The sequence below is a fragment of the Saccharopolyspora sp. NPDC003752 genome, assembly GCF_053605825.1.
Window position 1 is genome coordinate 16,093 of record NZ_JBSGJZ010000004.1, and the last position, 26,973, is coordinate 43,065.

General features: G+C 71.7%; 23 protein-coding genes. 8 read left to right on the forward strand and 15 right to left on the reverse strand.

What is annotated here, in order from left to right:
• Nucleotides 1–22: 22 nt before the first annotated feature.
• Nucleotides 23–1,111, forward strand: a complete 1,089-nt coding sequence (locus ACWEV3_RS07050; RefSeq protein ID WP_452612993.1) for an alpha/beta hydrolase — start codon at nucleotides 23–25, stop codon at nucleotides 1,109–1,111.
• Nucleotides 1,112–1,165: 54 nt separating this feature from the next.
• Here ACWEV3_RS07050 and ACWEV3_RS07055 read toward each other — a convergent pair whose 3' ends face one another.
• Genes ACWEV3_RS07055 through ACWEV3_RS07080 form a run of 6 tightly spaced genes read right to left on the reverse strand, consistent with a single transcriptional unit; the run spans nucleotide 1,166 to nucleotide 8,215 of the window.
• Nucleotides 1,166–2,149: a CobW family GTP-binding protein gene (locus tag ACWEV3_RS07055; protein ID WP_452612994.1), complete on the reverse strand. Its 984-nt coding sequence runs from the start codon at nucleotides 2,147–2,149 to the stop codon at nucleotides 1,166–1,168.
• Nucleotides 2,146–3,522: a UbiD family decarboxylase gene (locus ACWEV3_RS07060; protein ID WP_452612995.1), complete on the reverse strand. Its 1,377-nt coding sequence runs from the start codon at nucleotides 3,520–3,522 to the stop codon at nucleotides 2,146–2,148. Before ACWEV3_RS07060 ends, ACWEV3_RS07055 begins: the two co-directional genes overlap by 4 nt.
• Nucleotides 3,519–4,109, reverse strand: a complete 591-nt coding sequence (locus ACWEV3_RS07065; RefSeq protein WP_452612996.1) for a UbiX family flavin prenyltransferase — start codon at nucleotides 4,107–4,109, stop codon at nucleotides 3,519–3,521. The genes ACWEV3_RS07060 and ACWEV3_RS07065 overlap by 4 nt, the downstream gene beginning before the upstream one ends.
• Nucleotides 4,102–5,427, reverse strand: coding sequence for a nucleobase:cation symporter-2 family protein (locus ACWEV3_RS07070; RefSeq protein WP_452612997.1), 1,326 nt, complete (start codon nucleotides 5,425–5,427; stop codon nucleotides 4,102–4,104). Before ACWEV3_RS07070 ends, ACWEV3_RS07065 begins: the two co-directional genes overlap by 8 nt.
• Nucleotides 5,428–5,439: 12 nt before the next feature.
• Nucleotides 5,440–6,783, reverse strand: a complete 1,344-nt coding sequence (locus ACWEV3_RS07075; protein ID WP_452612998.1) for a nucleobase:cation symporter-2 family protein — start codon at nucleotides 6,781–6,783, stop codon at nucleotides 5,440–5,442.
• Nucleotides 6,784–6,820: 37 nt separating this feature from the next.
• Nucleotides 6,821–8,215, reverse strand: coding sequence for an amidohydrolase family protein (locus tag ACWEV3_RS07080; RefSeq protein ID WP_452612999.1), 1,395 nt, complete (start codon nucleotides 8,213–8,215; stop codon nucleotides 6,821–6,823).
• A gap of 374 nt (nucleotides 8,216–8,589) precedes the next feature.
• Between ACWEV3_RS07080 and ACWEV3_RS07085 the strand changes: the two genes are divergently transcribed.
• Nucleotides 8,590–9,579 (forward strand): amidohydrolase family protein, encoded by a 990-nt coding sequence (locus ACWEV3_RS07085; RefSeq protein ID WP_452613000.1) that lies wholly within the window; start codon nucleotides 8,590–8,592, stop codon nucleotides 9,577–9,579.
• A 95-nt stretch (nucleotides 9,580–9,674) separates the two neighbouring features.
• Here ACWEV3_RS07085 and ACWEV3_RS07090 read toward each other — a convergent pair whose 3' ends face one another.
• Entirely contained in the window at nucleotides 9,675–10,382 is a 708-nt protein-coding gene (locus ACWEV3_RS07090) for a GntR family transcriptional regulator (protein WP_452613001.1), read from the reverse strand.
• A 270-nt stretch (nucleotides 10,383–10,652) separates the two neighbouring features.
• Here ACWEV3_RS07090 and pucD point away from each other — a divergent pair, with 270 nt between their 5' ends.
• Nucleotides 10,653–13,004: a xanthine dehydrogenase subunit D gene (gene pucD, locus ACWEV3_RS07095; protein WP_452613002.1), complete on the forward strand. Its 2,352-nt coding sequence runs from the start codon at nucleotides 10,653–10,655 to the stop codon at nucleotides 13,002–13,004.
• A 16-nt stretch (nucleotides 13,005–13,020) separates the two neighbouring features.
• Here pucD and ACWEV3_RS07100 read toward each other — a convergent pair whose 3' ends face one another.
• The 6 genes from ACWEV3_RS07100 to ACWEV3_RS07125 all read right to left on the reverse strand — a co-directional run bounded on the left by ACWEV3_RS07100 (nucleotide 13,021) and on the right by ACWEV3_RS07125 (nucleotide 18,726).
• Nucleotides 13,021–13,788: a TIGR03084 family metal-binding protein gene (locus tag ACWEV3_RS07100; RefSeq protein ID WP_452613003.1), complete on the reverse strand. Its 768-nt coding sequence runs from the start codon at nucleotides 13,786–13,788 to the stop codon at nucleotides 13,021–13,023.
• A 9-nt stretch (nucleotides 13,789–13,797) separates the two neighbouring features.
• Nucleotides 13,798–14,169, reverse strand: a complete 372-nt coding sequence (locus ACWEV3_RS07105; protein ID WP_452613004.1) for a Zn-ribbon domain-containing OB-fold protein — start codon at nucleotides 14,167–14,169, stop codon at nucleotides 13,798–13,800.
• A 13-nt stretch (nucleotides 14,170–14,182) separates the two neighbouring features.
• Nucleotides 14,183–15,358: a thiolase family protein gene (locus tag ACWEV3_RS07110; protein ID WP_452613005.1), complete on the reverse strand. Its 1,176-nt coding sequence runs from the start codon at nucleotides 15,356–15,358 to the stop codon at nucleotides 14,183–14,185.
• Nucleotides 15,359–15,857: 499 nt separating this feature from the next.
• Nucleotides 15,858–16,997 carry an LLM class flavin-dependent oxidoreductase gene (locus ACWEV3_RS07115; protein WP_452613006.1) on the reverse strand — a complete coding sequence of 380 codons (1,140 nt, stop codon included), beginning with the start codon at nucleotides 16,995–16,997 and terminating at the stop codon, nucleotides 15,858–15,860.
• A gap of 159 nt (nucleotides 16,998–17,156) precedes the next feature.
• Nucleotides 17,157–18,170 carry an ABC transporter substrate-binding protein gene (locus ACWEV3_RS07120; protein WP_452613007.1) on the reverse strand — a complete coding sequence of 338 codons (1,014 nt, stop codon included), beginning with the start codon at nucleotides 18,168–18,170 and terminating at the stop codon, nucleotides 17,157–17,159.
• Nucleotides 18,171–18,459: 289 nt separating this feature from the next.
• A complete protein-coding gene (locus tag ACWEV3_RS07125) occupies nucleotides 18,460–18,726 on the reverse strand; it encodes a DUF3040 domain-containing protein (protein WP_452613008.1) in 267 nt (88 codons plus the stop codon).
• A gap of 135 nt (nucleotides 18,727–18,861) precedes the next feature.
• Here ACWEV3_RS07125 and ACWEV3_RS07130 point away from each other — a divergent pair, with 135 nt between their 5' ends.
• On the forward strand, nucleotides 18,862–19,227 hold the full coding sequence (locus ACWEV3_RS07130) for an arsenate reductase family protein (protein WP_452613009.1): 366 nt from the start codon (nucleotides 18,862–18,864) through the stop codon (nucleotides 19,225–19,227).
• A gap of 93 nt (nucleotides 19,228–19,320) precedes the next feature.
• On the opposite strand, the gene ACWEV3_RS07135 is transcribed toward ACWEV3_RS07130, so the two are convergent.
• Both ACWEV3_RS07135 and ACWEV3_RS07140 read right to left on the reverse strand, forming a co-directional pair.
• On the reverse strand, nucleotides 19,321–21,807 hold the full coding sequence (locus ACWEV3_RS07135) for an ATP-dependent Clp protease ATP-binding subunit (RefSeq protein ID WP_452613010.1): 2,487 nt from the start codon (nucleotides 21,805–21,807) through the stop codon (nucleotides 19,321–19,323).
• Between the two features lie 144 nt (nucleotides 21,808–21,951).
• A complete protein-coding gene (locus tag ACWEV3_RS07140) occupies nucleotides 21,952–22,389 on the reverse strand; it encodes a MerR family transcriptional regulator (RefSeq protein WP_452613011.1) in 438 nt (145 codons plus the stop codon).
• Between the two features lie 86 nt (nucleotides 22,390–22,475).
• Here ACWEV3_RS07140 and ACWEV3_RS07145 point away from each other — a divergent pair, with 86 nt between their 5' ends.
• From ACWEV3_RS07145 to ACWEV3_RS07160, 4 genes are all read left to right on the forward strand, one after another.
• A complete protein-coding gene (locus tag ACWEV3_RS07145) occupies nucleotides 22,476–23,942 on the forward strand; it encodes an MFS transporter (protein WP_452613012.1) in 1,467 nt (488 codons plus the stop codon).
• A gap of 63 nt (nucleotides 23,943–24,005) precedes the next feature.
• Nucleotides 24,006–24,635, forward strand: coding sequence for a class I SAM-dependent methyltransferase (locus ACWEV3_RS07150; protein WP_452613013.1), 630 nt, complete (start codon nucleotides 24,006–24,008; stop codon nucleotides 24,633–24,635).
• A gap of 61 nt (nucleotides 24,636–24,696) precedes the next feature.
• Nucleotides 24,697–25,194 carry an XdhC family protein gene (locus tag ACWEV3_RS07155; protein ID WP_452613014.1) on the forward strand — a complete coding sequence of 166 codons (498 nt, stop codon included), beginning with the start codon at nucleotides 24,697–24,699 and terminating at the stop codon, nucleotides 25,192–25,194.
• A 141-nt stretch (nucleotides 25,195–25,335) separates the two neighbouring features.
• Nucleotides 25,336–26,871, forward strand: coding sequence for an acyl--CoA ligase family protein (locus ACWEV3_RS07160; protein ID WP_452613015.1), 1,536 nt, complete (start codon nucleotides 25,336–25,338; stop codon nucleotides 26,869–26,871).
• Nucleotides 26,872–26,973 lie beyond the last annotated feature (102 nt).

Sequence of the window (26,973 nt, forward strand, 5' to 3'; positions counted from 1 at the left end):
GTTTTCTGGGAGGTTGCCGGGAATGCGGTGGATCGCCGATTTCTGCGCGGATCTCTCACTCGTCGACTGGTGGCCCCTGCGCGCGCTGCTGCTCGCCGCGGCGCTGCTGTTGCTCGTGCTGCTGGTGTGGCGGTTCCGCGAACGGGCGATGCGCGCCGTGCTCATCCCGCTCGTGGTGGTGTTGTTCGCGGTGAACGCCCTGGTCGGGGTGAACGCGTACTTCGGGTACTACCTGACGCTCTCCCAGGCGCTCGGAGTGGCCGGTGAGAGCACGGGTTCGCTGGCGATGCTCAACGCCCAGGCGACGCCGCCGGAGTCCGGCATGGTGGTCACCATCGACATCCCCGGGCGCGACTCGGGATTCCAGGCGCGCCCGGCGAACGTGTACCTGCCGCCCGCGTGGTTCGCCCGGCCCCGGCCGAGGCTGCCGGTGATCGTCCTGCTGCACGGCACTCCCGGCGGCCCGGCGGACTGGCTGGACGGCGGCGAGGCGCAGCAGACCGCCGACCGCTGGGCGGCCCAGCACGGCGGCGCGGCGCCGATCGTGGTGATCCCGGACGTCAACGGCGGCGCGTTCGACGACACCGAATGCGTCGACGGCGTCCGCGGCAACGCCGAGACCTACCTGACCACCGATGTGCCCCGCTTCGTGGGCAACCGGTTCCTCGCCCGGGATCCCGGGCCGGACTGGGCGGTGGCGGGGCTCAGCGAAGGCGGCAGCTGCGCGATCATGCTCGCGTTGCGCCATCCCGGGCTGTTCGGGACGTTCGCGGACTTCGGCGGGCTGCTCGGCCCGCGCGACGGCGACACCAACGATCCCGCAGGCACCGCGGCCGCGCTGTTCGGCGGCTCGCAGCGGGAGTTCGACGCCCACGAGCCGTCCTGGCTGCTGACCCACGGCCGGTTCCCCGGGCTGCACGGCTTCTTCGCGGTCGGCGACGACGACCCGGAGCCGCGAGCGGCCGCGCTCCGGCTCGCCGAGCTGTCCCGCCTGGCCGGGATCGACACCGAACTGGTGGTGATTCCCGGCGGCGAGCACACCTTCGACGTCTGGCGCACGGCCTTCGCCGACGCCCTGCCCTGGATCTCCGGCCGCCTGCGCCCCGGATGATCCGCCGCTAGAGATCCCGTGCGTACTTTTTGTCGCTATAGCAGCAGAAAGTACTCACGGGACCTGGGCAGCCGGAACGCCCGTGCAGGCCCGAAGCCCCTCGGTGAGCAGCTCGCGGTCCAGGTTGCGGCCGATGAACACGAGCTTGCTGCCCCGCGCGTCCCGGCCCCAGGGGTCGGCCGGGCGGAGCTCGAAGATCCGGTGGATGCCCTGCAGGACGTGGCGCCGCGCGTCGCCGCGGACCGCGACGACGCCCTTGAGCCGGTACAGGTCGTCGCCGTGCTCGGCTGTCAGTTCGGCCAGCCAGGCGCGCAGCGCGGTCTCGTCGAAGTCCTCCGCCAGCTCCACGCCGACCGAGGTCACGGCCGGGTCGTGGAAGTGCTCCTGCTCGTCCAGCCAGGCCGGGTGCACGATGCGGTTGAACGCGCCGACGCCGAGGATGTCGTCGAGGTCGACCCGCGAGTAGCTGGACGTGATGATCTCGGCGGTGGCGTTGATGCCGCGCAGCCGCTCCCGCAGCGCCGCCACGCCGGCCTCGTCGACCAGGTCGACCTTGTTGAGCACCAGCCGGTCGGCGAACGCGATCTGGTCGACCGCCTGGTGGCCGACGCCGTCGGGCCCGGCCTCGTCGAGGTGCCGGTCGATGTGCTTGGCGTCGACCAGCGTCACGATCGCGTCCAGCGCGAAGTGCTCGCTGATCTCGTCGTCGACGTAGAAGGTCTGCGCCACCGGGTTCGGATCGGCCAGGCCGGTCGTCTCGATCAGCACCCGGTCGATCTTCTCCTTGCGCTCCACCAGCTTCCGCAGCGTCTCGACGAGGTCGGTGCGGGCCGTGCAGCAGATGCAGCACCCGTTGCTGAGTTCGAAGAACTGCTCGTCGGAGCGCAGCACCAGCGCATCGTCGATCGGGATCTCGCCGAACTCGTTCTCGATGACCGCGATGCGGTGCCCGTGGTCGGCGGTGAGGATGTGGTTGACCAGCGTCGTCTTCCCGGCGCCGAGGAAGCCGGTCAGCACGGTCACGGGAATCTTGCTCATTGCGCTCCTCCGGTGGTGCCCAGCAGTCGCCGGGCGTTGGTGCGGGCGGATTCGGAGACCACGATGCGGTCGCCGGCGAAGTCGGGGCCGCGGGTGGCGTCCAGCCCCATCCGGGAGGTGGTGCCGCTGGGGTCCGACGAGGGATCCAGCGGCGATCCCGGAAGTCCGTCCACCACGAACACGTCGCGGTGCGGTTGGAAGTGCGTGGCCAGCGCCCAGAGCACCTCGGCGTCGGAGGTGACGTCCACGTCGGCGTCCACGGCGACGGCCGTCTTCACGTACGGGTCCCAGCCGAGCAGCCCGAGCAGCACCTGCCGGGCCTGGCCGGGGCGCGACGGGCGCAGGGCGACGTAGCAGTGGAAGTGCGTGCCCGAGGTCGGGTAGTGCACTGCGGTGACGTCGGGGAAGCGGTCCTTGAGCTTCTCGGCGAGTTCGGATTCGCGCGGGATGCGCGCCAGGTTCAGGTGATCGGCGGTGTTGCCGCCCTCGACGTCGATGAGCATCGCGTCCCGGCGGCGCAGCACGGTCTCCACGCGCAGCACGTTGTTGGTGGAGCGGTGCGAGGAATAGCCGGAGAACTCGCCGAACGGGCCTTCTTCGGCGTGCAGCTGCGGGTCGATGGTGCCTTCCAGCACGAAGTCCGCCCACGCCGGGACGCCGATGCCGTGCCGAGGCGTGCGCACCACCTCCAGCGGCTCGCCGAACAGCCCGCCCGCCACCGCGCGCTCGTCCACATCGGACGGAACGCGGGCCGAGGCGGCGAGCATGAACAGCGGGTGCCCGCCGATGACCATCGCGACCGGCATCGGCCTGCCGAGCGCGGCGTACTCGGACAGCAGCCGCCACAGGTCGCCGCGCGAGTGCAGGCTGGTGGCGAGCTCGGTGGGGGAGTGCACCATCGACCGGTGGTAGCTCATGTTGCCCACCCCGGTGTCCGGGTCCTCGGCGATCACGACGCCGCTGGTGATGTAGGGCGCGCGGTCGGAGGCGAAGTGCCGCAGCATCGGCACCGCAGAGAGGTCCACATCGGACGATGCGAGCTCGGTGACCGGACCGGAGTCCACGACGCGCGGCGCCAGCGGCCGGGAAGCGCGCGACTGGTACGCCTCGTGCAGCCCGGCGGGTTCGACGCCGAGGAAGCGGGAGATCCGCCGCCGGGAGGCGAAGACGTTGCTCACCACCGGCGTCTCCACGCCGTCGACCTTGTTGCACACCAGCATCTCGTCGCGGCCGCGCGCGATGAGCTCGTAGATCAGCCCGGTGACGCCCTCCTCGGCGGAAACCGGCTCGTCGATGACGAGGACGTCGTCGGGATGCTCGCGGCGGTAGTCCGCGAGGAAGGCGTGCGCGTCCTGGCGCGGGGAGAGGTTCACCGGAGGGCTCCTAGCTTGTTGTCGGGTCCGTGCCAGCGGGGGATTAACTCGTGGTTGATGCCGAACTGGTCGAGGATCTTGCCGGTGATGTGGGCCAGCAGGTCGTCGACGGAGCCGGGCCGGTGGTAGAACGCCGGCATCGGCGGCAGCACCACCGCGCCCGCCTCGGTCGCCGCGACCATGTTGCGCAGGTGCACCAGGCTCAGCGGCGTCTCGCGGGTGACCAGCACCAGTCGGCGGCGCTCCTTCAGGCACACGTCGGCGGCGCGGGTCAGCAGGTCGTCGCTGTAGCCGTGCGCGATGCCGGCCAGCGTCTTCATCGAGCACGGCACCACGACCATGCCCATGGTGGGGAAGGAGCCGGAGGCGATGCTGTCGGCGATGTCGCCGCGCTGGTGGCACACGTCGGCCAGCGCGGCGACATCGGCGGGCCGCAGCCCGGTCTCCAGCTCGATGGTGCGGTGCGCGGCGCGCGAGACGACCAGGTGCGTCTCGACCGCGCCGAGCTGCCGCAGGCTGGTGAGCAGGTGGATCGCCAGCTGCGGCGCGCTGGCGCCGGTCACGCCCACGACGAGTCGGTCACGCATGCTTGCCTTCCCGGAGGTGGAACAGGGCGTTGAGCACCACCGCGAGCACCGTTCCGGTGGCCACTCCGCTGTGCAGGAAGACCTGCGCGACGAACGGCAGCTGGTGGTAGAACTCCGGCGCGCCGGTGGGCACCAGGCCGATGCCCAGCGACACCATCACGATGATCAGGTTCCCCGACCGTTTGAAGTCCACTTTGGATAGAAGTTCGATGCCGGATGCGGTCAGCGCGGCGAAGGTGACCACGGCGACGGCGCCGATCACGGGTTGCGGGATCGCCGCGACCAGCCGGCCGATCGGCTGGATCACGCCCAGCAGCACCAGGATCACGCCGCCCACGGCGACCGGGTACCGGCTGCGCACCTTCGTCAGGGCGATCAGGCCGATGTTCTGGCCGAAGGTGGTGTAGGCGAAGCCGCTGAAGATGCCGCTGAGCGCGGTCAGCAGCCCGTCCACCCGCAGCAGCCGGCTGATCTCGGCGGGCCCGACCTCGCGGCCGATCACCTGGCCGACGGCCAGGCCCTGCCCGGACGCCTCCACGGTCAGCACCAGCACGACGATCAGGAACAGCAGGATCGACGGGATGTCGAACTGCAGCGGGCCGTAGTGGAACGGCAGCGGCACGCCGATCACCGGCCCGGCGCCGACCTCGGCCAGGTTCCCGGCCCCGAACAGCCAGCCGACGGCCGCCGCGACGACCAGCGCCAGCAGCAGCGAGATCTGACCCAGCAAGCCCTTCAGGAACCGCGAGAACAGCACCACCAGCAGCACCGTGAACCCGGCGAGCAGGAGGTTGCCCGGTGCGCCGTAGCCGGGTGCGTCGGGATCCTTGCCCGCGATCAGCCGCAGTCCGACGGGGATCAGCGTCAGGCCGATCAGCGTGACGACGGTTCCGGTGACCACGGCGGGGAACAGCCGCAGCAGGCTGCCGAAGAACGGCGCCAGCAGCACCCACAGGATCCCGGCCACCAGCAGCGACCCGTACACCGTCGGCAGGCCCTTGGCCTGGCCGATCAGGATCATCGGCACGATGCCGTTGGAGGCGGCGCCGACGACCAGCGGCATCCGGATGCCGAACTTCCACAGGCCCAGCGACTGCAGGACGGTGCCGATCCCGGCCAGCACCAGGTCGATGCACACGAGCGTGGCGATCTCGTCCTGGCTCAGGCCGAGCGCCGCGCCGATGACCATCGGCACCACGACCACCCCGGCGTACATCACCAGCACGTGCTGCAGGCCCAGCAGGATCGTGTGCCCCCACGGCGGCCGGTCGTCGACACCCATGTCCGATGTGGACTGCTCCGGTTCGTTGCGCACCATGTCCGACCGTCCTCACCGCGGCCCGGCGGTGGCGGCCGCCGGCGCGTTCCGATTCAGCACCAGGTTGAGCAGGAACGCGGCGATGCCACCGGCCGCGATGCCGCTGGAGAGCACCGGCTGCAGCACGCCGGGCAGGTTCGCGTAGAACTCGGGCGCGCCCACCGGCAGCAGCCCGAAGCCGAAGGAGATGGCGACGATCAGGATGTTGCGCGCCTGGCCGAGATCGGCCTGCGCCATGATCTTCACCCCGATCGCGCCGACGGTGCCGAACATGACGACCCCAACGCCGCCGAGCACCGGCCCGGGCAGCGACGCGACGGCGGCGCCGAGCTTCGGCAGCAGTCCGATCAGCACCAGCAGCGCGCCCGCGGTGGCGACTACGAACCGGCTGAGCACGCGGGTCATGCTGACCAGTCCGACGTTCTCGCCGAAGGTGACGATGGTGAAGGAGTTGAAGACCCCGGCGAACGCGGTGCCCACGCCGTCGGCGCGCAGCGCGCGGGCCAGCTCGTCGCGGCCGATGTCGCGGCCCGCGATCTGCCCGATGGCGATGGTGTCCCCGGTGGACTCCACCATGTTGACCAGCTGGATGATGATCATCGGCAGGATCGCCGCGATGGTGAACTCGGGCAGCCCGAACGCGAAGGGCTGCACCGCGCCGAACCACGACGCCTCGCCGACGGCGGAGAAGTCGGCCAGGCCCAGCGGCAGCGCCACCAGCGTGCCGGCGACCAGGGCGATCAGGATCGCGAACCGGGCCACCGCCGCCGGCGCGAACGCCTCCACCAGCACCACCAGCGCGATCGTGCCCAGGGCCATCAGCAGCCGCGTCGCCGAGGCGAAGTCGGCGGCGGCCGGGTCGGTGCCCGCGATCAGCTTCGACGTGGAGGGCAGCAGCGAGAAGCCGATGATCGCGATGATCGTGCCGGTCACGATCGGCGGGAAGAACCGCATCAGGCGGCTGAACCACGGCGCGACCACCCAGGTCAGCAGCCCGGCGACGATGGTCGCGCCGAACACCGCGGGCAGGCCGCCGTCCTTGCCGACCAGGATGGCCGGGGTGATCCCGGTGAACGTCGAGCCCATCACGATCGGCAGCCGCACGCCGATGTTGAACACGCCGAGCGCCTGCAGCAGCGTGGCGAGGCCGCTGACCAGCACGTTGGCCGACACCAGCACGGCGATCTGCTCGGTGGACATGCCGATGCCGAGCCCGATCAGCAGCGGGACGGTGGCCATCCCGGAGTAGGCGACCAGCACGTGCTGCAGGCCCAGCGGCAGCAGCTGGCGCAGCGGGGGAACGGTGTCGACGGCATCGGGCGGGGCGGTGGCGCGAGGTCTGGGGCGGAAGCGCATGGTTCCTCCGTGTTCCGTCAGCGCGATTCGTGGGGGCTCAGCGCAGCAGGCCGGTCATCCCGGCGCGGTGCAGCAGGCGTTCGGCCCGTTCCCGGGCCTGCCGGACGGCGGACTGCTCGTCGACGCGCAGGCAACGCCCGTGCCGCTGGACGATTTCGCCGTCGACGACGGTGGCCACGACGTCGGTGCCGCGGGCCGCGTAGACCAGCGAGCTCACCACGTCGTGCAGCGGTTGCAGGTGCGGCCGGTCGAGATCGACCACGATCAGATCGGCCAGGCGGCCGGGTTCGAGCGCCCCGGCGTCGATCCCGGCGTAGCGGGCGCCGTCGCGGGTCGCCAGGTCCAGCGCGTCCTGCGCGCGCATCGCGGCCGGGTCGAGGGTGGCCAGCCGCTGGGCGAAGACGGACTGCTTCATCACCTCGAACAGGTCTTGCCGGTGCCCGCAGCTCGGCCCGTCGGTGCCCAGCGCGACGGCGACCCCGCGGGCCCGCAGCTCGGCCAGCGGCAGGGTGCCCGACGCCAGGTAGGCGTTGGACGTGGGGTTGTGCGCGATGCGCGCGCCTGCGGCGGCGACCACGTCGAATTCGGCTTCGTCGAGCCAGATCGCGTGCGCCAGCGTGGCGCGCTCATCGAGCAACCCGGCCTTCGCCAGCCACTGCACCGGACGCGCCTGGTAGGCGTCCAGGTAGCTCTGCGGATCGGATCTGCCTTCGCAGCAGTGCGCGTGCCAGCTGGTGCCGAGCTCGCCGGCGAGCTCGACGCTGCGCCGGAGGAGGTCCTGGTCGACGTAGGTGAGGTTGAGCGGCGCGGGCCAGATCTCGACCCGCGATCCCGCCGGCCGGTGCCGCATCGCCTCGCGGGTGATGGCGATCTCGTCGGCCGCGGAGTACCGGAACAGGGCCTCGGGCTGGCCGCGCCGCGCGGCGATCTCGGTGCGGGAGCCGACGATTCCGCGCGCCACCGCGCCGCGCAGCCCGGCCTGCTCGATGACGTCGGCGATGGCGAGGGTGGTCTCCAGGTCGGTGGGCGCGTAGTGGTTGTCCACCACCGTCGTCGTGCCGTGCCGCAGCGCTTCGGCCGCCGCGAGACGGGCCGCGGCCACCGCGTCGTCGCCGTCGACCGCGATGGAGTACGGCCACATGAAGTCGCACAGCCACGGTACGATCGACATGCCCTCGCCCAAACCCCTTGCCAGCGCTTGATAAAGGTGGTTGTGCCCGTCGACGAGGCCGGGCAGCACGGCCTGACCGGTGCAGTCGAGCACCGTTTCGGCGTGCCAGGACGCCATTTCGGACTGCGGACCGACCGCCGCGATCCGGTTGCCGGTCACGGCGACGGCGCCGGGGCGGTGGATGGTGCGGTGGTCGTCGACGGTGAGCACCGTCGCCCCGGTGAGCAGCAGGTCGCAGTGCTTCTGGTCGGTCGGAGGCATGCCGCCTCACTTCCTGGGCGGTGCGCGACCGCCCCCATCCTGAGGAGGGATTCGCCGAGCGGTTGGCCCACGACGAGGAGGTCAGGGAGGTCACCGGCGCTGGAGCGAACGCGATGCCGTCAGGCTGAGGCCCGTTCGCGGATAACATGTAAATCAAGGTGCATGTGTCGTGTCAACCCTTCCGGGCGACCTCGTTGGTTGGCCGAGTGCACCTTTACGTGCTCGAAACTCGGGTTTCGGGAAAATTACATGCAACTTGTTGACACGGTGCCGAGACCGGTGTTGCACTCGAACGTGCCGCTGTCGAAGTGCGGCGACCCGTAGGTGCGGTGAATCGCGGCCGGGGTGCGACCGATCATTGCAGGAGAGATCCGTTGATCATCGACACGCACGTGCACCCGACGAACCTGGTAGACGAGGCCTGGCGGCACACCGGTGAGCCGTTCACCGGCGAGCGGACCCTGAAGATGATGGACGGTCCGATGTGGATCAACGGCAAGCCGCGCCGGGTCGACATCAGCTGCATCATGCCGCCACCGGGTAACACCGCCTGGCGGGAGGGCAACCGGGGTGGCCGCGAGGGCATCCGCGACTACCAGGCGTACGTGACCGAGCTGGTGCAGCGCTATCCGGACCGCTTCATCGGCAACTTCATCTACAACCCGCGGTTCGGGCCGGAGAACGGCGCCAAGGAGCTGGAGTTCCACATCAAGGAGCACGGCTACCGGATGCTCAAGCTGCACGCCAACATGCACGCCTACCGGCCGGACCGGGCGCTGGACTGGCTGCGGCCGGTGATGCGGGTCTGCGACCGGCTCGGCGTGATCGTGCTGATCCACACCGGCGACGGCCCGTACTCCATCCCGACGCAGTTCTACCCGATCATCCGGGAGTTCCCGGGCGTCACGTTCATCCTCGGCCACTTCGGCATCCAGACCGGCGGCGTGTACTGCTTCGAGGCGTTCTGGATGATCCAGGACTCGCACAACGTCATCGGCGAGTCCGGCTGGCTGCTGCAGTCGCGGATCGTGGAGTTCGCCAAGGAGATGAAGAAGACCAAGATGGTCTACGGCACCGACTCGCCGCCGAACGAGCCCGGCATGTGGGCGCGCGAGCTGGAAGTGCTGTGCCACGAGCCGCCGCAGGGCCTGAACCTCTCCGAGGACGACCTGGAGGGCTATCTCGGCAACAACATGGCCAAGCTGCTCGGCCTGCAGCCGACCCCGCCGCCGAAGGACAAGGCGCAAGCCGAGGCCTACCTGCGGGGAGAGGTGACGCAGGCGTCGGCGACGAACTCCCACGCGGAGACCTACGCGGGCTACACCCCGGACTCCTGGCTCGAAGAGGGCGAACTGGCCGGCTGACTTGGGCGCACCGACCCCGAGATGCCCGCAGTTTCAATTGAAACTGCGGGCACCGGGGTTCCCGGGGTGCAGTTTCAATTGAAACTGCGGTGCCGCTAGGAGCTGGGGCGGAGGCGGCGGGGGGTGGCTTCGCGGGCCGTGGCCTGGCCGAGGCGGACCCGCAGCCGGGAGATGTGGCGGCGCGCCGCCGCCTCGGCCATCTCCGGGTCGCCGCTGGCCATCGCGTCCACCACCGCCCGGTGCTCGTCCAGCGCGAGCCGGGGCGCCTCCGCGCCGCGCCACAGCGAGTGCAGCGCGAAGTGCGAGCGGCCGGCGATCGGTTCCAGCGCCGCCAGCAGGTGCGGGTTCTCGGCGAGTTCCCGGACCGCCCGGTGGAAGCGCATGTCCAGCTCGATCTGCGCGGCGTTGTCGGCGTCGGCGGCCAGCGCCGCCTCGTGCTCGGCGAGGATCCCGCGCAGCTGCGCCAGCCCGTCGCCGTCGAGGTGCTCGGTGGCCAGCCGCGCCGCGAGGCCCTCCAGCTGCTCGCGCACCACGTAGAGCTGGCGCAGGTCGTCGATGTCGACCCGGCTGACCTCGGCGCCCCGGTGCGGGGCGTGGGTGGCCAGGCCGTCGTGGATCAGCCGCTGCACGGCCTCGCGGACCGGGCTGCGGCTGACGTCGAGCTGGCGGGCCAGCTCCGGCACGCTCAGCGAGGTGCCGGGCGGCAGCGTGTTGTCCAGGATGGCTTTCTTCAGCGCGGCGTACGTGCGGTCGGCCAGCAGGCCTTCGCCGGTCAGCGGTGCGAGACGGGGTGCCGGGGGCATCGCGGGAACCTCACTCGATAAGCGGGACGGCTCGATATTACATGCAATCACCCGGCTCGCTCGCCCCGCACACCCGTCCGGCGCGGCGCGGCGGGCCGGACGGCCGCTCTTGACAGCGTGCGATCGGCTGGGTTCACTCTGTGCGGCCAAGGGTTTTCGGCCGCGCGAGCCCGAAAACCCTTGCGGAACAAGGCCGGGTACGAGTCCCGACATGCCGTGGCGGCACACGAGCTGTGCGATGCCGGTGTCACCTGAGCCCCTGGAGGCGGCATGCGCGACAAGTCACTGCACCGACCGGACACCCGGGCCGCGGCCGGCGACGTGCGAACCCCGCACCCCAGCGCCGAGACGGAACGCGCCGCCGGGATCGGCCGGAGCACGCCGCGGCCGGACGGCGCGCTGAAGGTGACCGGCCAGTTCGCCTACTCCTCGGACCTGTGGGTTTCGGGCATGGTGTGGGCGACGACGCTGCGCAGCCCGCACGCCTCGGCCCGCATCCGGTCCATCGACGCGCGGAAAGCCCTGGCGCTGGACGGGGTGCACGCGGTGCTCACCCACGAGGACGTGCCGGGCGCCAAGACCTACGGGATGAAGGTGGCCGACCAGCCGGTGCTGGCCATCGACGAGGTCCGCTACCAGGGCGAGCCGGTCGCGTTGATCGCCGCCGACGATCCGGAGACGGCGCGGCGGGCGGCGAAGCTGGTGCAGGTCGACTACGAGCTCCTGGAGCCGGTGACCGACCCGGAGCGCGCGCTGGACGGCACCGCGCGCGACGTGCACCCGGGCGGCAACCTGGTCCGGCACGTCAAGATCCGCCACGGCGATCTCGCTGCCGCGCGCGAGCGGGCCGACGTGGTGGTGACCGGCGAGTACGAGGTCGGCATGCAGGACCAGGCGTTCCTCGGCCCGGAGTCGGGCCTGGCGCTGCCCGCCGAGGACGGCGGCGTCGAGCTGTACGTGTCGTCGCAGTGGCTGCACAAGGACCTGGAGCAGATCGCGCCGTGCCTGGGGCTGCCCGCCGACAAGGTCCGCCTCACGCTGGCCGGGGTCGGTGGCGCGTTCGGCGGCCGCGAGGACCTGTCCGTGCACGTGCACGCCTGCATGCTCGCGCTGCGGCTGGGCAGGCCGGTGAAGATGGTCTACAACCGCGAGGAGTCGTTCTTCGGTCACGTGCACCGCCATCCGGCGAAGATGCACTACGAGCACGGCGCCACGCGGGACGGGAAGCTGCTCTACGTCAAGGCGAAGCTCGTCATGGACGGTGGCGCGTACACCTCCACCTCGCCGGTCGTGATCGCCAACGCGTGCTACTTCGTCACCGGCGCCTACGAGGTCCCGCACGCCGAGATCGACGGCTTCGCGGTGTTCAGCAACAATCCGCCCTGCGGCGCGATGCGCGGCTTCGGCGCGGTCCAGTCCGCCTACGGCTGCGAGTCCAACATGGACAAGCTCGCCCGCGAGCTGGGCATCGATCCGCTGGAACTCCGGCTGCGCAACGCGATGACCACCGGCACCGTGCTGCCGACCGGGCAGGCCGTGGACGGCCCGGCGCCGGTCGCCGAACTGCTCGCCGACCTGCGGAACCGGCCGTTACCGCCGGCGGGGGCGGACCTGCTGCCGGGCGGGCTGTCCAACACCACCCGCGGCGAGGGCGTCCGCCGGGGAGTCGGCTACGCGATCGGCGTCAAGGCGATCGGCTACTCCGGCGGCGTGGACGACATCTCGACGGCGCGGGTGGCGGTGTCGGTCACCGGGGGCCGGCCCTCGGTGTCGGTGCACACCGCGGCGGCTGAGTGCGGGCAGGGCATCACCACGGTGCAGTCCCAGATCGCCGCCACCGAACTGGGCGTCTCGCGGGTGGTGGTGCTGCCCGCGGACACCAGGATCGGCGACGCGGGCTCGGCCTCGGCGTCCCGGTTGACGTGGATGTCCAGCGGCGCGGTGCAGGGCGCCTGCCGCGAGCTCTCACGAGAGTTGTTGCGCCGTGCGGCCGAACGCACCGGCAGGCCGGCGGAATCCCTGGCGCTGCTGGACGACCACGTGGTCGATCCCGGCGGCTCGCCGCTGGTGTCCATTTCGGACATCGTCGGGGACGACGTGCTGGAGCGGGTCTTCGAGTACCACCACCGCAAGACCGAGACCATCGATCCCGAGACCGGCCAGGGCGACGCCCACATCGCCTTCGCGTTCGCCGCGCACCGCGCCGTGGTGGACGTCGACGTCGAGCTCGGCCTGGTCAAGGTGGTGGAGCTGGCCACCGCGCAGGACGTCGGCAAGGCGATGAACCCGCTGTCCGTCGAGGGGCAGATCGAGGGCGGCAGCGCGCAGGGCCTCGGCCTGGCGCTGATGGAGGAGATCCTGCTCGACGAGCAGGGCAGGGTGCGCAACCCGTCGTTCACCGACTACCTGATCCCGACCATCCTCGACGTGCCGCCGATGCCGATCTCGGTGTTCGAGTTCCCGCACCCGGATTCGCCCTACGGCCTCAACGGCGTCGGCGAGCCGCCCACCCTGTCGTCGACCCCGGCGATCGTCAACGCCCTGCGCGACGCGACCGGCCTGGCGCTCGGCCGGGTCCCGGTGCGCCCGGACGACATCGCGCTGGCGGCCCAACCCTCCTGAGCGATGGTTCCGGTTCTTACCGCGGGGCCCGCCCGGGGCCGGGAGCGCCGGCGAAGGCCTGCGCGATCGTCAGCCACCGGCGCGCGTCGTCGCCGACAGCGGTGATCGCCAGGTCGTCGCGGTGCCGGCGCTGCGTGACCAGCAGGCAGAAGTCCAGCGCCGAGCCGCTGACCCGGTTGGCGGCGTTCTCCGGTCCCCAGGCCCATTCCCCACCGTCCGGGGCGCGGAGTTCCACGCGCAGCGGGACGTCCGGGACGGGCAATTCGTTGGCGGCGAAGGAAAAACCGAAGGTGCGCACGCCCAGGTGCGCGATGTGGCGCAGCCGGGCGGTGGGTTCGCGCTGGACGCCGAGTGCGTCGGCCACGTCCTGGCCGTGCGCCCAGGTCTCCATGATCCGCGCGGTCGCCATCGACGCGGGCTTCATCGGCGGCCCGTACCAGACCAGGCGGCCGTCGGCCGGCGCCGCGGCCAGCGCGGCCTGCAGCCGCTCGCGGCCAGCGCGCCAGCGCGCGAGCAGCTCGCCGGGCTCGGCGCGGGCGCCTTCGGCGGCTCCGGCGTCGACCCCGATGTCCTCGGATTCCCGGCGCTGCCGGACGAACTCGTCGGGATCGTCGATGGCCAGGTTGGACCGGTCGTCGGTCCAGGCCAGGTGCGCGATCTGGTGGGCGATGGTCCAGCCCGGCGCGGGGGTGGGCGTCGCCCAACCCGCCGCGTCCAGGTCCGCGACGAGCGAATCCAGGTCGGCGCTCTCGGCGCGCAGATCGGCCAGCAGTTCGGTGAGCATGCTCGTCCTTCAGGCGTGGAACACCGGCACGGTCTCGCCGTCGGCGTGCCGCTCGAAGCCGACTTCGAGGGCGATGCCTTCGGCGAGGTCCTCGGGCGCGACGCCGAGGATCCGCGCGTGCAGCCAGGGGCCCTCGGCGAGTTCGACGATACCGGCGACGACGTGCCCGCCGTCCGGGACGGGGACCACGGTCCAGGTCACCAGGGCGGCCCGGCCGCTCGCCGGCACCCACGCGAGTTCGGTGGAGCCGCAGGCCGGGCACTGCGGCACGTTCGGCGCGATGAGCGGCGAGCACCGCGGGCAGCGCCGGATGAGCAGTTCGCCGCGGGCGGTGCCGTCGAAGAACTCGGCGGACGCCTCGTTGCGGGCAACGGAGATCACGGGTCCTCCCGGGTCAGCTGGGGGCGTTCGGGCCGAGCACGGTCGTGGAGTGGTGCGCCAGGATGCCGCCGTTGCCGCTGACCATGACCACGTCGTTGCGCGGCGCCTGCCGCTCGCCGCCGTGGCCGCGGGCCTGGATCACCGCCTCGGACAGCGGCGTCATGCCCCACATGTAGTAGGCGGACAGCTGGCCGCCGCCGGTGTTGACCGGCAGCGTCCCGCCGGGCGCCAGCGCGCCGGAGGCGACGAACTCGCCGCCCTCGCCCTTGGCGCAGAAGCCGTAGTCCTCCAAGGTGATCAGCACGGTGAAGGTGTAGCAGTCGTACAGTTCGAGGACGTCGACGTCGGCGATGGACGCACCGGCCATCTTCAGCGCCGCCGGGCCGGCCTGCGCCGCGCCGCTGCGCAGGCCGAACTCGCTGCCGCGCGCGGCCGGGTAGTTGGGGTGCGACTGCGCGAAGCCGAGTACGTGCACGGGCGGTTGCCGCAGGTCGGCGGCGCGGTCGGCGGAGGTCACGAGGATCGCGATGCCGCCGTTGCTGACCAGGCAGCAGTCCAGCAGCCGCAGCGGATCGGCGATCATCCGCGATTCCTGGTGGTCGGCGAGCGTGATCGGCTCCCGCATCTGCGCCAGCGGGTTCCGCGCGGCCCACGCCCGCTGCGCCACGGCGATCGCGCCGAGCTGCTCGGAGGTGGTGCCGTAGGCGTTCATGTGCCGCCGGGCGGCCTGCGCGTACATGGCGTTCACGCTGGTCAGCCCGCTCGCGCCGAGCAGACCTTCGAAGCCGGTGGCCTTGCGCCGCCCGGTGTAGGCCGCGGCGCTGCCCTTGTCGGGCAGGCGGGGCGCGTCGGCGAACACGCACACCACGTTGTCGGCCATGCCGGCCTGCACGGCCATCGAGGCGTAGGCGAGCATCGAGCCGGCCGACGAGCCGAACGCCTGCATCTCGGTCAGCAGCCGGAGGTCGCGGACCTGGAGTTCCTGCTGCAACGTCCAGATGTCGACGCCGCCGGAGACCCCGGAGTTGGCCAGGATTCCGTCCACATCGGACAGTTGGAGGCCGGCGTCGGCGACCGCGAGGCGGACGGCGTCGGCGGCGAACTGCCCCGCGGTGCGGCCGTAGACCTTGCCCAGGTCGGTCATGCCCAGGCCGGCGATCACCGGCCGGCGTCCTGCGGAGCCCGTCAACGCTGCCTCCTCTGCGCGGCGCCCGGATCATTTCGGACTGCTTCGGTCCAAAATTCCCCCCGCCATGATGACTCGCCCGCCCCCGCCGCGCAAGACACCGACCCGGCCGCAATTTCAATGGAAATCAGACCTTCGATTTCCATTGAAATTGCGGACCTCCGGCGTGTCGGCAGCACGACACGCCGGAGGTTGTGGACTACTCCCGCGATTTCAATGAGCCTTTTTCATCCTGGTTGGCCCGCAACCGCGGGTCGCAAAGCTGCACGTCGATGAGGTGTCGCATGCGCCGCAGGCGCATAGCCCACCTACGCAGCTCGCACCGCCGCGGGTTCACGGTGCCCACCCCTCCGGGGTTCCCTCGGCGAGGACGGCCCCTCCGCCGTGTATTTGGGCATACATCAGGAGGGGCACCCACAGTCCAGGGAGCCTCTGAGGTTCCGCTACCCGCACCGCCACGCAGAACGAGGCTGGAAAAACCTCAATGGAAATTGCGGCTTGGTCACCGGGTGGTCACCAGTTCCGGCGCGGGGGTTCCGGCCGGGGTCAGCAGGCCGCGGCGGGCTAGTTCCGGGTGCACCCCTTCGCCGAACCAGTAGGCCTCTTCCAGGTGCGGGTAGCCGGAGAGCACGAACTCCTCGATGCCCACCGCGTGGTACTCCTCGATCAGGTCCGCGACCTCCGCGTGGCTGCCGACGAACGCGGTGCCCGCGCCACCGCGCAGCAGCCCCACGCCCGCCCAGAGCCCCGGGTGGATCTCCAGCTCGCGCGCGTCGCTGCGCAGCACGCCGCCGTGCAGGGCGGCCATGCTGCGCTGGCCGGTGGATTCGGTGGCCGCGAACTTCGCCTGGGAGGCGGCCACGTCGGCGGGGTCCATCTGGTCGACGAACTTCTGCGCGGTGGCCCAGGCCTCGGCGCTGGTGTCCCGGGTGATGATGTGCGCGCGGATGCCGAAGCGCAGGGTGCGGCCCTCTTCGGCGGCGAGCTCGCGCAGCCGCTGCACCTTCTGGGCCACCGCGCCCGGCGGCTCGCCCCAGGTCAGGTGCACGTCCGCGCGGCGCGCGGCCACCGGCAGGGCGGCGTCGGAGGAGCCGCCGAAGTACAGCGGCGGCTGCGGGTCCGGCTTCTCGAACGCGACGGCGCCGCGGATCTGGTAGTGCTCGCCGTCGAAGTCGAACGGCTCACCGGCGAAGATGCCGCGCAGCACGGCGAGGAACTCGTCGGTGCGCGCGTACCGCTGGTCGTGGTCCAGCCAGTCGCCGAAGCGCTGCTGCTCGACGGATTCGCCGCCGGTGACGATGTTCAGCAGCAGTCGCCCACCGGAGACCCGCTGGTAGGTGGCGGCGAGCTGGGCGGCCAGGGTCGGGGTCAGCGCGCCGGGCCGGAACGCGACCAGGAACTTGATGCGCCGGGTGCGGGCGAGCAGCGCCGCGGTGGTGACCCAGGCGTCCTGGCACCAGCTGCCGGTGGGGGTGAGCATCCCGGTGAACCCGAGGTGCTCGGCGGCCTGCGCGACCTGCGCCAGGTAGTCGATGTCCGGCTGGCGCGGCGTGTCGGCGCCGGTCGGGGTGACGTGCGGTCTGTCCACGATGGACCGTCCGTCGCCGTGGGTGGGCAGGAACCAGTGCGTGGTGACGCTCATGCCAGTTCCGCCTCTCCGCGATTCACAGTCGTGGCTGCGTCCGGCTCAGTCTCGCGTTCCGCGGTTTCTCGTGGCTGGTTCGCGTCACGTTCCCCTGAGGCGCGGTTGAGGAGGACTCGGGTTGACACAGGGCTACTCATGCGTTGTTCTCCCGGTGGGTCAGGCGGCGGCGAAACGGGTGTCGACGAATTCGGCGAACTCGAAGCGGCGCGGGATCTCCTTGGCCGTCACGAACGCGTCCGCGAGTTCCTGCTCCGAACGGATCACCGCGTCGTCCAGCGCGATCGGCACGTCCGGCCCCAGTCCGGTGGCGCGCCGCGTCACCTCGATCGGCAGCCCGGTGTCCGCGGACCAGGCCTGCGCGCGCTGCTCGCGGTTGCCGTCGGCGAAGCGCTGCGCCTTCGCCAGCCGCACCAGGTAGTCGGCGATGGCGGTGTTGCGGCCCGCATCGGCCAGCGCGGCCGTGCCGGCTACCTGGAAGCTCAGGCCGTTGGCGGTGCCCTGCCCGTCGGCGATGGTCCTGGCGCCCGATTCCAGCTGGATCTGCGAGTAGTACGGGTCCCAGATCGCCCACGCGTCCACGGCGCCCTGCTTGAACGCGCCGAGCGCGTCGGAGGGCTGCAGGAACACCAGCTCGACGTCGTCGGGCGTGAGGCCGGCCGCGCGCAGCGTCAGGAGGATCTGGCCGTGCGCCGAACTGCCCTTGGCGACCGCGATCTTGCGGCCCCGGAGCTGATCGCGGCCCCGCAGCGGGGAGTCCGGCAGCACCACCAGGGCATCGCTCGCGACGTTGCCCTTCGACGCGGCGATGATCTTGATCTTCGCCCCGGCCGCGGCGGCGAACAGCGGCGGAGTGTTGCCGACGCCACCGAGGTCGATGGCGTCCGCCGACACGGCTTCCAGCAGCGGCGGGCCGGACGGGAAGGTCGCCCACTGCACGGTGTACGGGAAGTCGTCCAGGCCGGCCGACCGCAGCAGGGAACGGGAATTGCCCTTCTGGTCGCCGACGCGCAGGGTCACCCGCGCCAGCTGCCCGGCGTCGACCGGCGCGGGCACCGGCGCCTGGGCCGGGTCGCCGCGGCCGCCCGCGCAGGCGCTGAGCAGCCCGGCGGAGGTGGCGGAAAGGGCAAGGGCAGCAAGGAATTCACGACGACGCACGGTCGATTGCTCCATCGTTGCAGGGGGGAGTGGCACGCCGGCGGGCAGCGCGAAGCGGCCCGGCGAGGGCGGGGATCAGCGCGAAGAGGTCAGCAGGGACGACATGCGGAACTGGCCTGCCGTCGCAGATCGACGTGCAGGCGCCAGGTCAACGCGAAGCATCCGGACACGATCACGATGCTGTCAGCCGGCCGGCGGAGGAGTCAACGACGAGCGGAAGGCTCCCACGGATCGAGAACGCCGGGCGTCCGGGAGCGCGGTGGCCTTCGTCCGGCCACTGTGGATGGTGATCGGAGCCGGCTGCTCATTCGAGCCGGACGTGCCAGTTGCGGGAGAAGAACACGATCGCGGCCAGCGCCCCGGCGGACAGCACGCCGCCGCCCTCGCCGAGGAAGAGGCACACCACGGCGACGAGCGCCGCGAACACCACCAGCGTCATCCGCGGCGACATCAGGGCCCAGATCCGCCGCCACGCGCTGGTCTCCGTCAAGCGGCGGGCCAACTTGGGGTCGTCACCGATGAGCTGCTGCTCGATCTCCCTCAGGCGGCGCCGCTCGTCCCTCGGTAGCATGGCCACCTCCAACGGTTCATCCGCCTCGTTGAACAAGTATTGCAACGATGCCCTCCGCTGTGAAGGGTCCATTGGCACGGTTGCCGGTCCCTGCGGATAGCCTGTGTCCGCAGTCGTCGCGGCAGGGAGCTTCCGATGGAGATCTGGGTCAATCCGGCATGTTCGAAATGCCGTTCGGCGGTGTCGCTGCTGGACGAGGCGGGCGCGGAGTACACCGTGCGCCGGTACCTCGACGAGCCGCCGACGGCCGCGGAGCTGGCCGAGGTGCTGGACCGGCTCGGGCTGGAGCCGTGGGACATCGCCCGGACGGCCGAGCCGGTGGCGAAGGAACTCGACCTGAAGACCTGGGGCCGGGAGCCGTCGGACCGGGACCGGTGGATCGAAGCGCTGGTGGCGAACCCGAAGCTCATCCAGCGCCCGATCATCACGGCCGACGACGGCACCACGGTCGTCGCCCGGACCCCGGAAGCCGTGCGATCGGTGCTGCCGGGGACCGACTGACCGGCGGAGGAGGTCGGTCCTTCCCGCCGGACGCCTCCAGCGGATACGAGGACGGGGGCGGGCGCTCGTCGCGCCCGCCCCCGTTTTGCCTGATCAGGCAGCTGTCGCGGCCGGCTCGCCGATCTGGAGGGTCAGCTCGCCGTCGGCCGCGGACACCCGCAGCCGGGCTCCCTCGGCCAGTTCGCCGTCCAGGATCAGGTCGCTGATCCGGTCGTCGACCTCCCGCTCGATCGCCCGCCGCAACGGCCGGGCCCCGAACTCGGGCCGGTAGCCGCGCTCGGCGATCCAGGCCACCGCCGCCGCGTCGAACTCGACGCCGATGCCCATCGCCTGCAGCCGGCGCACGGTCTGCTCCAGCAGCATCCGGGTGATCGTGTGCAGCTGCTCGCCGTCGAGCCGCTTGAAGACCACGATCTCGTTGATGCGGTTGAGGAATTCCGGCCGGAACGCCTCGCGCAGCCGCGGCATGATCCGCTCGTCCAGCGCCGGGTCGGCGTCCCCGGCGGTGAAGCCGATCTTGCCACCGGCGCTGGAGATGACCTCCGAGCCGAGGTTGCTCGTCATGATCAGCACCGTGTTGGTGAAGTCGACGGTGCGGCCCTGGCCATCGGTCAGGCGGCCGTCGTCGAGCACCTGCAGCAGCGTGTTGAACACGTCCGGGTGCGCCTTCTCGACCTCGTCCAGCAGGATCACCGAGTACGGGTGCCGCCGCACCGCCTCGGTCAGCTCACCGGCCTCGCCGTGCCCGACGTAGCCGGGGGGCGCGCCGACGAGACGGCTGGCCGTGTGCCGCTCCTGGAACTCGCTCATGTCCAGCCGCACCATCCGCTGCTCGTCGCCGAACAGCGACTCGGCCAGCGCCTTGGCCAGCTCGGTCTTGCCGACGCCGGTCGGACCGAGGAACAGGAAGCTGCCGACCGGCCGATCGGGGTCGCCCAGTCCGCTGCGCGACCGCCGCACCGCGCGGGCCAGCGCCCGCACCGCGTCGTCCTGGCCGACCACGCGCTCGTGCAGCTCCTGCTCCAGCCCCTGCAGCCGGACCTTCTCGGCGGCGGTCAGGCGGCTGACCGGCACCCCGGTCGCCCGCGCGACCACCTCGGCGATGTCCTCGGCCGTGACCTCCAGGACAACGGCCTCGCCGGCGTCGCCGAGCTCGCCCTGCGCCTTGCCGATCTCGTCGCGCAACGCCGAGGCCCGCTCGTAGTCCTCCGCGGCGACCGCCGCGTCCTTCTCCTGCTCCAGCCGCTCGATGCGGCTGCGCAGCTCGGCGCCGTCCGGCGCCGCCGACAGCCGCTTGCGCGCGCCGGCCTGGTCGATCAGGTCGATCGCCTTGTCCGGCAGGAACCGGTCGTTGATGTACTGGTCGGACAGCCTGGCCGCGGCCTCCACCGCGTCCTCGGTGTAGCGGACCTGGTGGTGCGCCTCGTAGTGCTCGCGCAGGCCCTGCAGGATCGAGACGGTGTCCGCCACGCTCGGCTCCGGCACCTGGACCGGCTGGAAGCGGCGTTCCAGGGCAGGGTCCTTCTCGATGTGCTTGCGGTACTCGTCCAGCGTCGTCGCGCCGACCACGTGCAGTTCGCCGCGGGCCAGCCGGGGCTTGAGCATGTTGCCCGCGTCCATCGCGCCCTCGGCGCCGCCGGCGCCGACGACGGTGTGCAGCTCGTCGATGAACACGATCAGCTCGCCGCGGTGCTGCGAGATCTCGTCGATGACCTTGGTCATCCGCTCCTCGAAGTCGCCGCGGTACCGGGTGCCGGCCAGCATCCCGGACAGGTCCAGCTGGATCACGCGCTTGCCGGTCAGCACCCGCGGCACGTTCCCGGCCGCGATGCGCTGGGCCAGGCCCTCCACGATCGCGGTCTTGCCGACGCCGGCCTCGCCGATGAGCACCGGGTTGTTCTTGGTGCGGCGGGACAGGATCTCGACGGTCTGCTCGATCTCGTCGGCGCGGCCGATCACCGGGTCCAGCTCGCCGTCGCGGGCACGGGCGGTGAGGTCCCGGCCGTACTGGTCGAGCGTGGGCGTGTCGCTGTCCTTGGGCGGCGCCTCCTGCTCGGCGCGGGGCCGCTGGCTCGCGGCGCGCAACTGCTCGGGCCCGGCGCCTGCGGAGCCGAGCAGCCGCCCGGTCTCGGAGTCCGGGCTCGCCGACATGGCGAGCAGGACGTGGTGCGGGCCGATGTAGGTGGAGCCGAGCGCGCGGGCCACCCGGTGCGCGTCGGCGAGCACCGTCCGGGCCGCCAGCGTCAGCGTCACCGGCCGGTCGCCGGCGGCTTCACCGGCAGCCGGGAGGTGCTCCTCGATCTGCGCGGCGAAGGTGTCGGTGTCCACGCCGAGCTGCGCCAGCTGCTCGCGGGTCGGGGTCTCGTGCGCGGCCGACCACAGCAGGTGCAGCGCGTCCAGGTCGGTCTGCCCGCGGTCGCGGGCGAAGCGCGCGGCCCCGCTCAGCAGCTGTTGCGCCTGCTCGGTCATCAGCTCGGTGATGTCGATCCGGCGCGAGCCGGGCGCAGCGTCGTCGGCACCGAAGAAGCGCGCGAAGTACTCGTCGAACGGGCCGCCTGCCGGTCCGAAGAACGTCGCCATTCCTGACCTCCTCGCGAGGGTGTTGCTGGCTTCCGCCGCCATCTACTTGAGTCCGTTGCTATCAACCAACGTCAGTCGGGTCCGGGTAATTCCAACCAGTCCCACAAGTGGCGCGCGTCACCTGTCGTCACATCTCGCGGGTCCCTAGGCGGTCCACAGCGGATCGGAAGTCCAGGCGCCCTCGTCGAGCTGCCGGTCGATCTCGTCGCGCAGGCACGGGCATTCCTCGGCCGGGTGGTCCCGGGTGCAGGTCAGGAACGGCCCCAAGCACCGCTCGGCCCTGGCCAGCCGCTCCTGCTCGGCGCGGATCGCGGCCATCCGCTGCTCCACGACCTCCTGCCAGCGCCGTTCGGGCGCATTGCCGTGCAGGATCGCCGCGATCTCGTCGAGACGGAGCAGGCAGGTGTCCCGCAGGATCCGGACCAGCGCGATGCGGCGCAGCTGGCCCGCGTCGTAGCAGCGGTGCCCGGAACTGTTGCGCGCCGAACGGATCAGGCCGCGTTCCTCCCAGTAGCGCAGTGCCGACACCGCCAGCCCGCATCGCTCGGCAGCCACCCCGATGGGAGTCAGGTCCTCGCTCACCCGATCATTTGACCTCAAGCCGACTTGAGCACGCATCGTGATCTTCCCTGCGGGCGCACGCCCGCCGATCAACGGGAGGTTCCAGGTTGCTCGCGTCGGTTTTCCTCGCAACGTTCATGGCCCTGCTCGACATGAGCATCGTCAACGTCGCACTGCCCGCGATCCAGGCGGGACTGGGTGCGACGGCGACCGGCGCCCAGTGGGTCGTCGACGGCTACACGTTGTGCCTGTCGGCGTTCATGCTCACCGGCGGCGCGCTGGGGGACAGGTTCGGGCGCAAGAAGGTCTTCCTCGTCGGCCTGGGCATCTTCACCGCCGGTTCGGCCTGGTGCGCGTTCGCCCCGACGATCGAACTGCTGATCGCGGGCCGGCTGGTGCAGGGCGCGGGCGCTTCCGTGCTGACGCCGGGCGCGCTGTCCCTGCTGACCCACGCCTACCCGGACCCGGCCGCGCGGGCCCGCATGATCGGGATCTGGGGCGGCTTCAGCGGCTTGGCGACGGTGCTGGGTCCGCTGGTGGGCGGGCTGCTCACCGACCGCTTCGGCTGGCCCGCGCTGTTCCTGATCAACCTGCCGCTGGCCGTGGTCGCGCTGGTGCTGGGGTTGCGCGGCATCCGGGAATCGGCCAGCCCCGGGCACGCGGCCACCGACCCGCTCGGCCAGGTGCTGGCCGTGTTCGGCCTCGCGGGCGTGGCCTACGCGGTGATCGAGAGCGCGCAGGCTTCCTGGGGTTCGGTCGGAGTGCTGCTGCCGCTGCTGGTGGGGCTCGGCAGCCTCGTGGCGTTCATCGTCGTGGAGGCTCGCAGCCCGAATCCGATGTTGCCGGTCGGGCTGTTCCGGCAGCGGCAGTTCGCCGTCACCACAGCGGCCTCGTTCGTCATGGGCTTCGGGTCCTACGGCTGCTTCTACCTGTTCTCCCTGTTCCTGCAGCAGGTGCGGGGTGCGGGCGCCACCGCGGCCGGGTTGCAGTTTGTGCCGTACTCGCTGGCGATCGCGCTGGGCACGGTCGTGTCCGGCAGGTGGGTGGGCCGCCGCGGGCACCGGGTTCCGATGTTCGTCGGCTACGCCATCACCGGTGCCGCGCTGCTGGCGATGCTGGTCTTCCGCCCGGACACGTCGTACCTGGTCATCGGCGTGCTGTTCGCGGTGCTGGGCAGCGGGATGGGGCTGGCGATCGCCGCTACCAACGCGGCCGCGATGTCGGCAGTGGCCCCGCATCGCTCGGGCATCGCGGCAGCGACGGTCAACGCGCTGCGCCAGGCCGGCGCCGCCCTGGGCATCGCGGTCCTGGGCATGCTCGTCACCGCCCGGGGCGTCGCGGTGCTGGCCGATGGCAACGGCGGACCGGCCGCGCAGCGGGCCATGTCCAGCGGCGGCGCGGACGGCCTGTTCGGCGCCGGTTTCACCGCCGGCCTGCACCTGAGCCTGGTGGTCGCGGGCGTGGCGACGCTGCTGGTCGCGGCGCTCATCGTCGCCCTGCCGCGCGCGAAGTCGCCGGAGCCCGCGCCGGGCGAGGAGGCGCCGGCGGCGAAGACTCCTGCGATGGGGGATTGACTTCTAGCTAGGTCGAAGTTCGAAGCTGTCTCCAGCAGATCGACGGCTTCGAAGGGGTGTGGAATGGGGACTTCGGTGGAACGCACGGTGTTCGACTCCGCCTACGAGGAGAACAGCGCTCCGTGGGTGATCGGTGAGCCGCAGCCGGCCATCGTCGGGCTGGAGCAGGCCGGTGGCATCCGGGGCGCGGTGCTCGATCCCGGCTGCGGCGCTGGGGAGCACACGATCCTGCTCACCAAGCTGGGTTACGACGTCCGCGGCGTGGACTTCTCGCGCCCGGCGATCGAGCACGCCCGGGCCAACGCCGCCGCGCAGCACGTCGCCGCCCGCTTCGACGTCGCCGATGCGCTGCAGCTGACCGGCGGGCCGTACGACACCGTCGTGGACAGCGCGCTGTTCCACGTGTTCGGTCCGGAGGACCGGGCGAAGTACGTGCACAGCTTGCACGGCGTGTGCCGGCCTGGCGCTACCGTGCACGTCTTGGCGCTGGCCGACATCGAGCCCGGCTTCGGCCCGCGCATTCCCGAGTCGGCGATCCGCGAGGCATTCGCGGGCGAGGGCTGGCGGCTGGAGGAGGTCCGGCTGAGCCGCTACCGGGGCGTCGCGCGGGGCGAGCAGGCCGAGGCGCTCGGCGTCGAGGACGGCGCGCTCGTCGACCTGGCCGCCTGGCTGGCCACCGCCACCCGCCTCTGAAGTCCACATTGGACTGACTGGGGGTGTGGTCCCGGCCGGGCGCGGCTGGCACACTGGGCTGATGACCGAGGATGCTGCGTGCGCGGTGGCGCACGGTGAAGTCCCGTCGGCGTCGTCCGGTGGCCGCGTGCTGGTGGCGGTGTTCGCCTCGCCGGTGGCGGAATTGCTGCTGCGCTACGGCCGGGACCTCGGTTTCCGGACGATCCTGGTCGAACCGGACGCCGAGCGGGCCGGGGCCGATGCGGTCCCGGCGGTGCCGGTGCTGGGCCCGGAGGCGGACGTCGTGGTGACCGACCACCACCGCCCGGAACTCGGCCCGCTGCTGCGCGACGTGCTCAAGCACGACGTCCGCTGGGTGGGCGTCATGGGCAACCCGCGCCACCCCGGGCCGCACGTGGCCGCGCTCCGGGAGCTCGGCGTCCCGGATGCCGAGATCGAGCGGGTGCACCGGCCGATCGGGCTGAACATCGGCTCCCGCACGCCGCCGGAGATCGCCATCGCGACCCTCGCGGGCCTGCTGGCCGACCGCAACGGCAAGCCCGGCGGCTTCGCCTTCTGAGCCCGCCGGGTGCCCGCCCGGCCGGGTGAGGTGCGCGGACTCTCGCTTTTGCCGGGGCGATGTGGTTATGCTCCGGTCACCCAGCGCCGGGATCATGGCCCGGTGCCAAGTGTTCCGGGAGCCGGGCGGGAGGGGCGCGTGGTGAGCGGTATCGCGTTTCGGGAACTGTCGCCGGTGTCCTTTTTGGAGCGCGCGGCGGCGGTGTTCGCCGATCGCCCGGCGGTCGTCGACGGAACGCAGCGCTACACCTACGCGCAGTTCTGGGACCGGGCCCAGCGGCTCGCGGGAATGCTTGCCGCGCAAGGAGTTCGGCCGGGCGACCGCGTCGCGGTCCTGTCACCCAACACGCACGTGCTGCTGGAGGCGCATTACGGGGTGCCGCTGGCCGGTGCGGTGCTGGTCGCGCTGAACACCCGCCTGGCCGCGTCCGAGATCGGCTACATCCTGGAGCACAGCGGCGCGAGGCTGGCCATTGTGGACTCCGAGTACCGGCGGGTGCTCGACGAGTCCGGCGCGGGCCTCCCGGTGATCGACTCCGGCCGGTACGACGAGCTCCGCGACGCCGCCGAGCCGCACCGGGTCGAGGTCGCCGACGAGCGGTCGCTGCTGTCGATCAACTACACCAGCGGGACGACCGGGCGCCCGAAGGGCGTGATGTACCACCACCGCGGCGCCTACCTGCAGGCGCTGGCGATGGCCTACCACGCGCGGCTCGACACTTCCTCGCGCTACCTGTGGACGCTGCCGATGTTCCACACCAACGGCTGGTGCTTCCCGTGGGCGGTGACGGCGGCCGGGGGCGTGCACCACTGCCTGCGCAAGGCCGACCCCGCCGGGATCTGGCGCGCGATCCGGGCCGACGGCGTCACGCACTTCTGCGCCGCGCCGACCGTGCTGGCGATGCTGGCCGACCATCCCGAGGCCGCGCGCCCGGCACCCCGGCCGGTGCGGGTGTTCGCCGGCGGCGCCCCGCCGTGGCCCGCGCTGCTGGAGCGGATGACCGAGCTCGGCATCGACATCCGGCACCTCTACGGCCTGACCGAGACCTTCGGCCCGGCGGTGGTGTGCGAGTGGCAGCCGGAGTGGGACGAGGCGGCCGGCGACGAACGGGCCCGGCTGGTCGCGCGGCAGGGCATCGCGAACGTGATCGCCGAGCCGCTGCGGGTGGTCGACGCCGAGGGGCGCGACGTGCCCGCCGACGGGCTGACGACCGGCGAGATCCTGCTGCGCGGCAACGATGTCATGCTCGGCTACTACCGGGACGAGGCGGCGACCGCCGCGGCCACGCTGGACGGCTGGTTCCGCAGCGGTGACCTCGGTGTCCGGCATCCGGACGGCTACGTCGAGCTGCGCGACCGGATCAAGGACGTGATCATCTCCGGCGGCGAGAACATCACGTCGATCGAGGTGGAGAACGCGCTCACCGCGCACCCGGACGTCCTCGAAGCGGCCGTGGTCGGCGCCCCGGACCCGAAGTGGGGCGAGGTCCCGATCGCCTACGTGACCCTGCGCGACGGGGCGACCGCCGCCGAGGCCGACCTGATCGACTTCGTCCGCGCCCGCATCGCGCGCTTCAAGGCGCCGAAGCGGATCATCTTCGGCGACCTCCCCAAGACGTCCACCGGCAAGCTGCAGAAGAACGTCCTCCGCGAGCGGGCCAGGACGGGACGGCAGTGACGGAGGAGCCGAAGCCGGACGTGCTCGGTGTCCTCGCCGGCTGGGCGGCGCGGGCCGGCCGCGACGTCGCGCGCACCGGGCTGGGCCTGGTCCGCGAGCTGC

Excerpts from the sequence above, each read along its gene's own strand:
- ACWEV3_RS07050 (WP_452612993.1), top strand. The coding sequence starts at position 23 with ATGCGGTGGATCGCCGATTTCTGCGCGGATCTCTCACTCGTCGACTGG.
- ACWEV3_RS07055 (WP_452612994.1), bottom strand. The coding sequence starts at position 2,149 with ATGAGCAAGATTCCCGTGACCGTGCTGACCGGCTTCCTCGGCGCCGGG.
- ACWEV3_RS07065 (WP_452612996.1), bottom strand. The coding sequence starts at position 4,109 with ATGCGTGACCGACTCGTCGTGGGCGTGACCGGCGCCAGCGCGCCGCAG.
- ACWEV3_RS07070 (WP_452612997.1), bottom strand. The coding sequence starts at position 5,427 with ATGGTGCGCAACGAACCGGAGCAGTCCACATCGGACATGGGTGTCGAC.
- ACWEV3_RS07075 (WP_452612998.1), bottom strand. The coding sequence starts at position 6,783 with ATGCGCTTCCGCCCCAGACCTCGCGCCACCGCCCCGCCCGATGCCGTC.
- ACWEV3_RS07080 (WP_452612999.1), bottom strand. The coding sequence starts at position 8,215 with ATGCCTCCGACCGACCAGAAGCACTGCGACCTGCTGCTCACCGGGGCG.
- ACWEV3_RS07090 (WP_452613001.1), bottom strand. The coding sequence starts at position 10,382 with ATGCCCCCGGCACCCCGTCTCGCACCGCTGACCGGCGAAGGCCTGCTG.
- pucD (WP_452613002.1), top strand. The coding sequence starts at position 10,653 with ATGCGCGACAAGTCACTGCACCGACCGGACACCCGGGCCGCGGCCGGC.
- ACWEV3_RS07100 (WP_452613003.1), bottom strand. The coding sequence starts at position 13,788 with ATGCTCACCGAACTGCTGGCCGATCTGCGCGCCGAGAGCGCCGACCTG.
- ACWEV3_RS07115 (WP_452613006.1), bottom strand. The coding sequence starts at position 16,997 with ATGAGCGTCACCACGCACTGGTTCCTGCCCACCCACGGCGACGGACGG.
- ACWEV3_RS07120 (WP_452613007.1), bottom strand. The coding sequence starts at position 18,170 with ATGGAGCAATCGACCGTGCGTCGTCGTGAATTCCTTGCTGCCCTTGCC.
- ACWEV3_RS07125 (WP_452613008.1), bottom strand. The coding sequence starts at position 18,726 with ATGCTACCGAGGGACGAGCGGCGCCGCCTGAGGGAGATCGAGCAGCAG.
- ACWEV3_RS07130 (WP_452613009.1), top strand. The coding sequence starts at position 18,862 with ATGGAGATCTGGGTCAATCCGGCATGTTCGAAATGCCGTTCGGCGGTG.
- ACWEV3_RS07135 (WP_452613010.1), bottom strand. The coding sequence starts at position 21,807 with ATGGCGACGTTCTTCGGACCGGCAGGCGGCCCGTTCGACGAGTACTTC.
- ACWEV3_RS07150 (WP_452613013.1), top strand. The coding sequence starts at position 24,006 with ATGGGGACTTCGGTGGAACGCACGGTGTTCGACTCCGCCTACGAGGAG.
- ACWEV3_RS07155 (WP_452613014.1), top strand. The coding sequence starts at position 24,697 with ATGACCGAGGATGCTGCGTGCGCGGTGGCGCACGGTGAAGTCCCGTCG.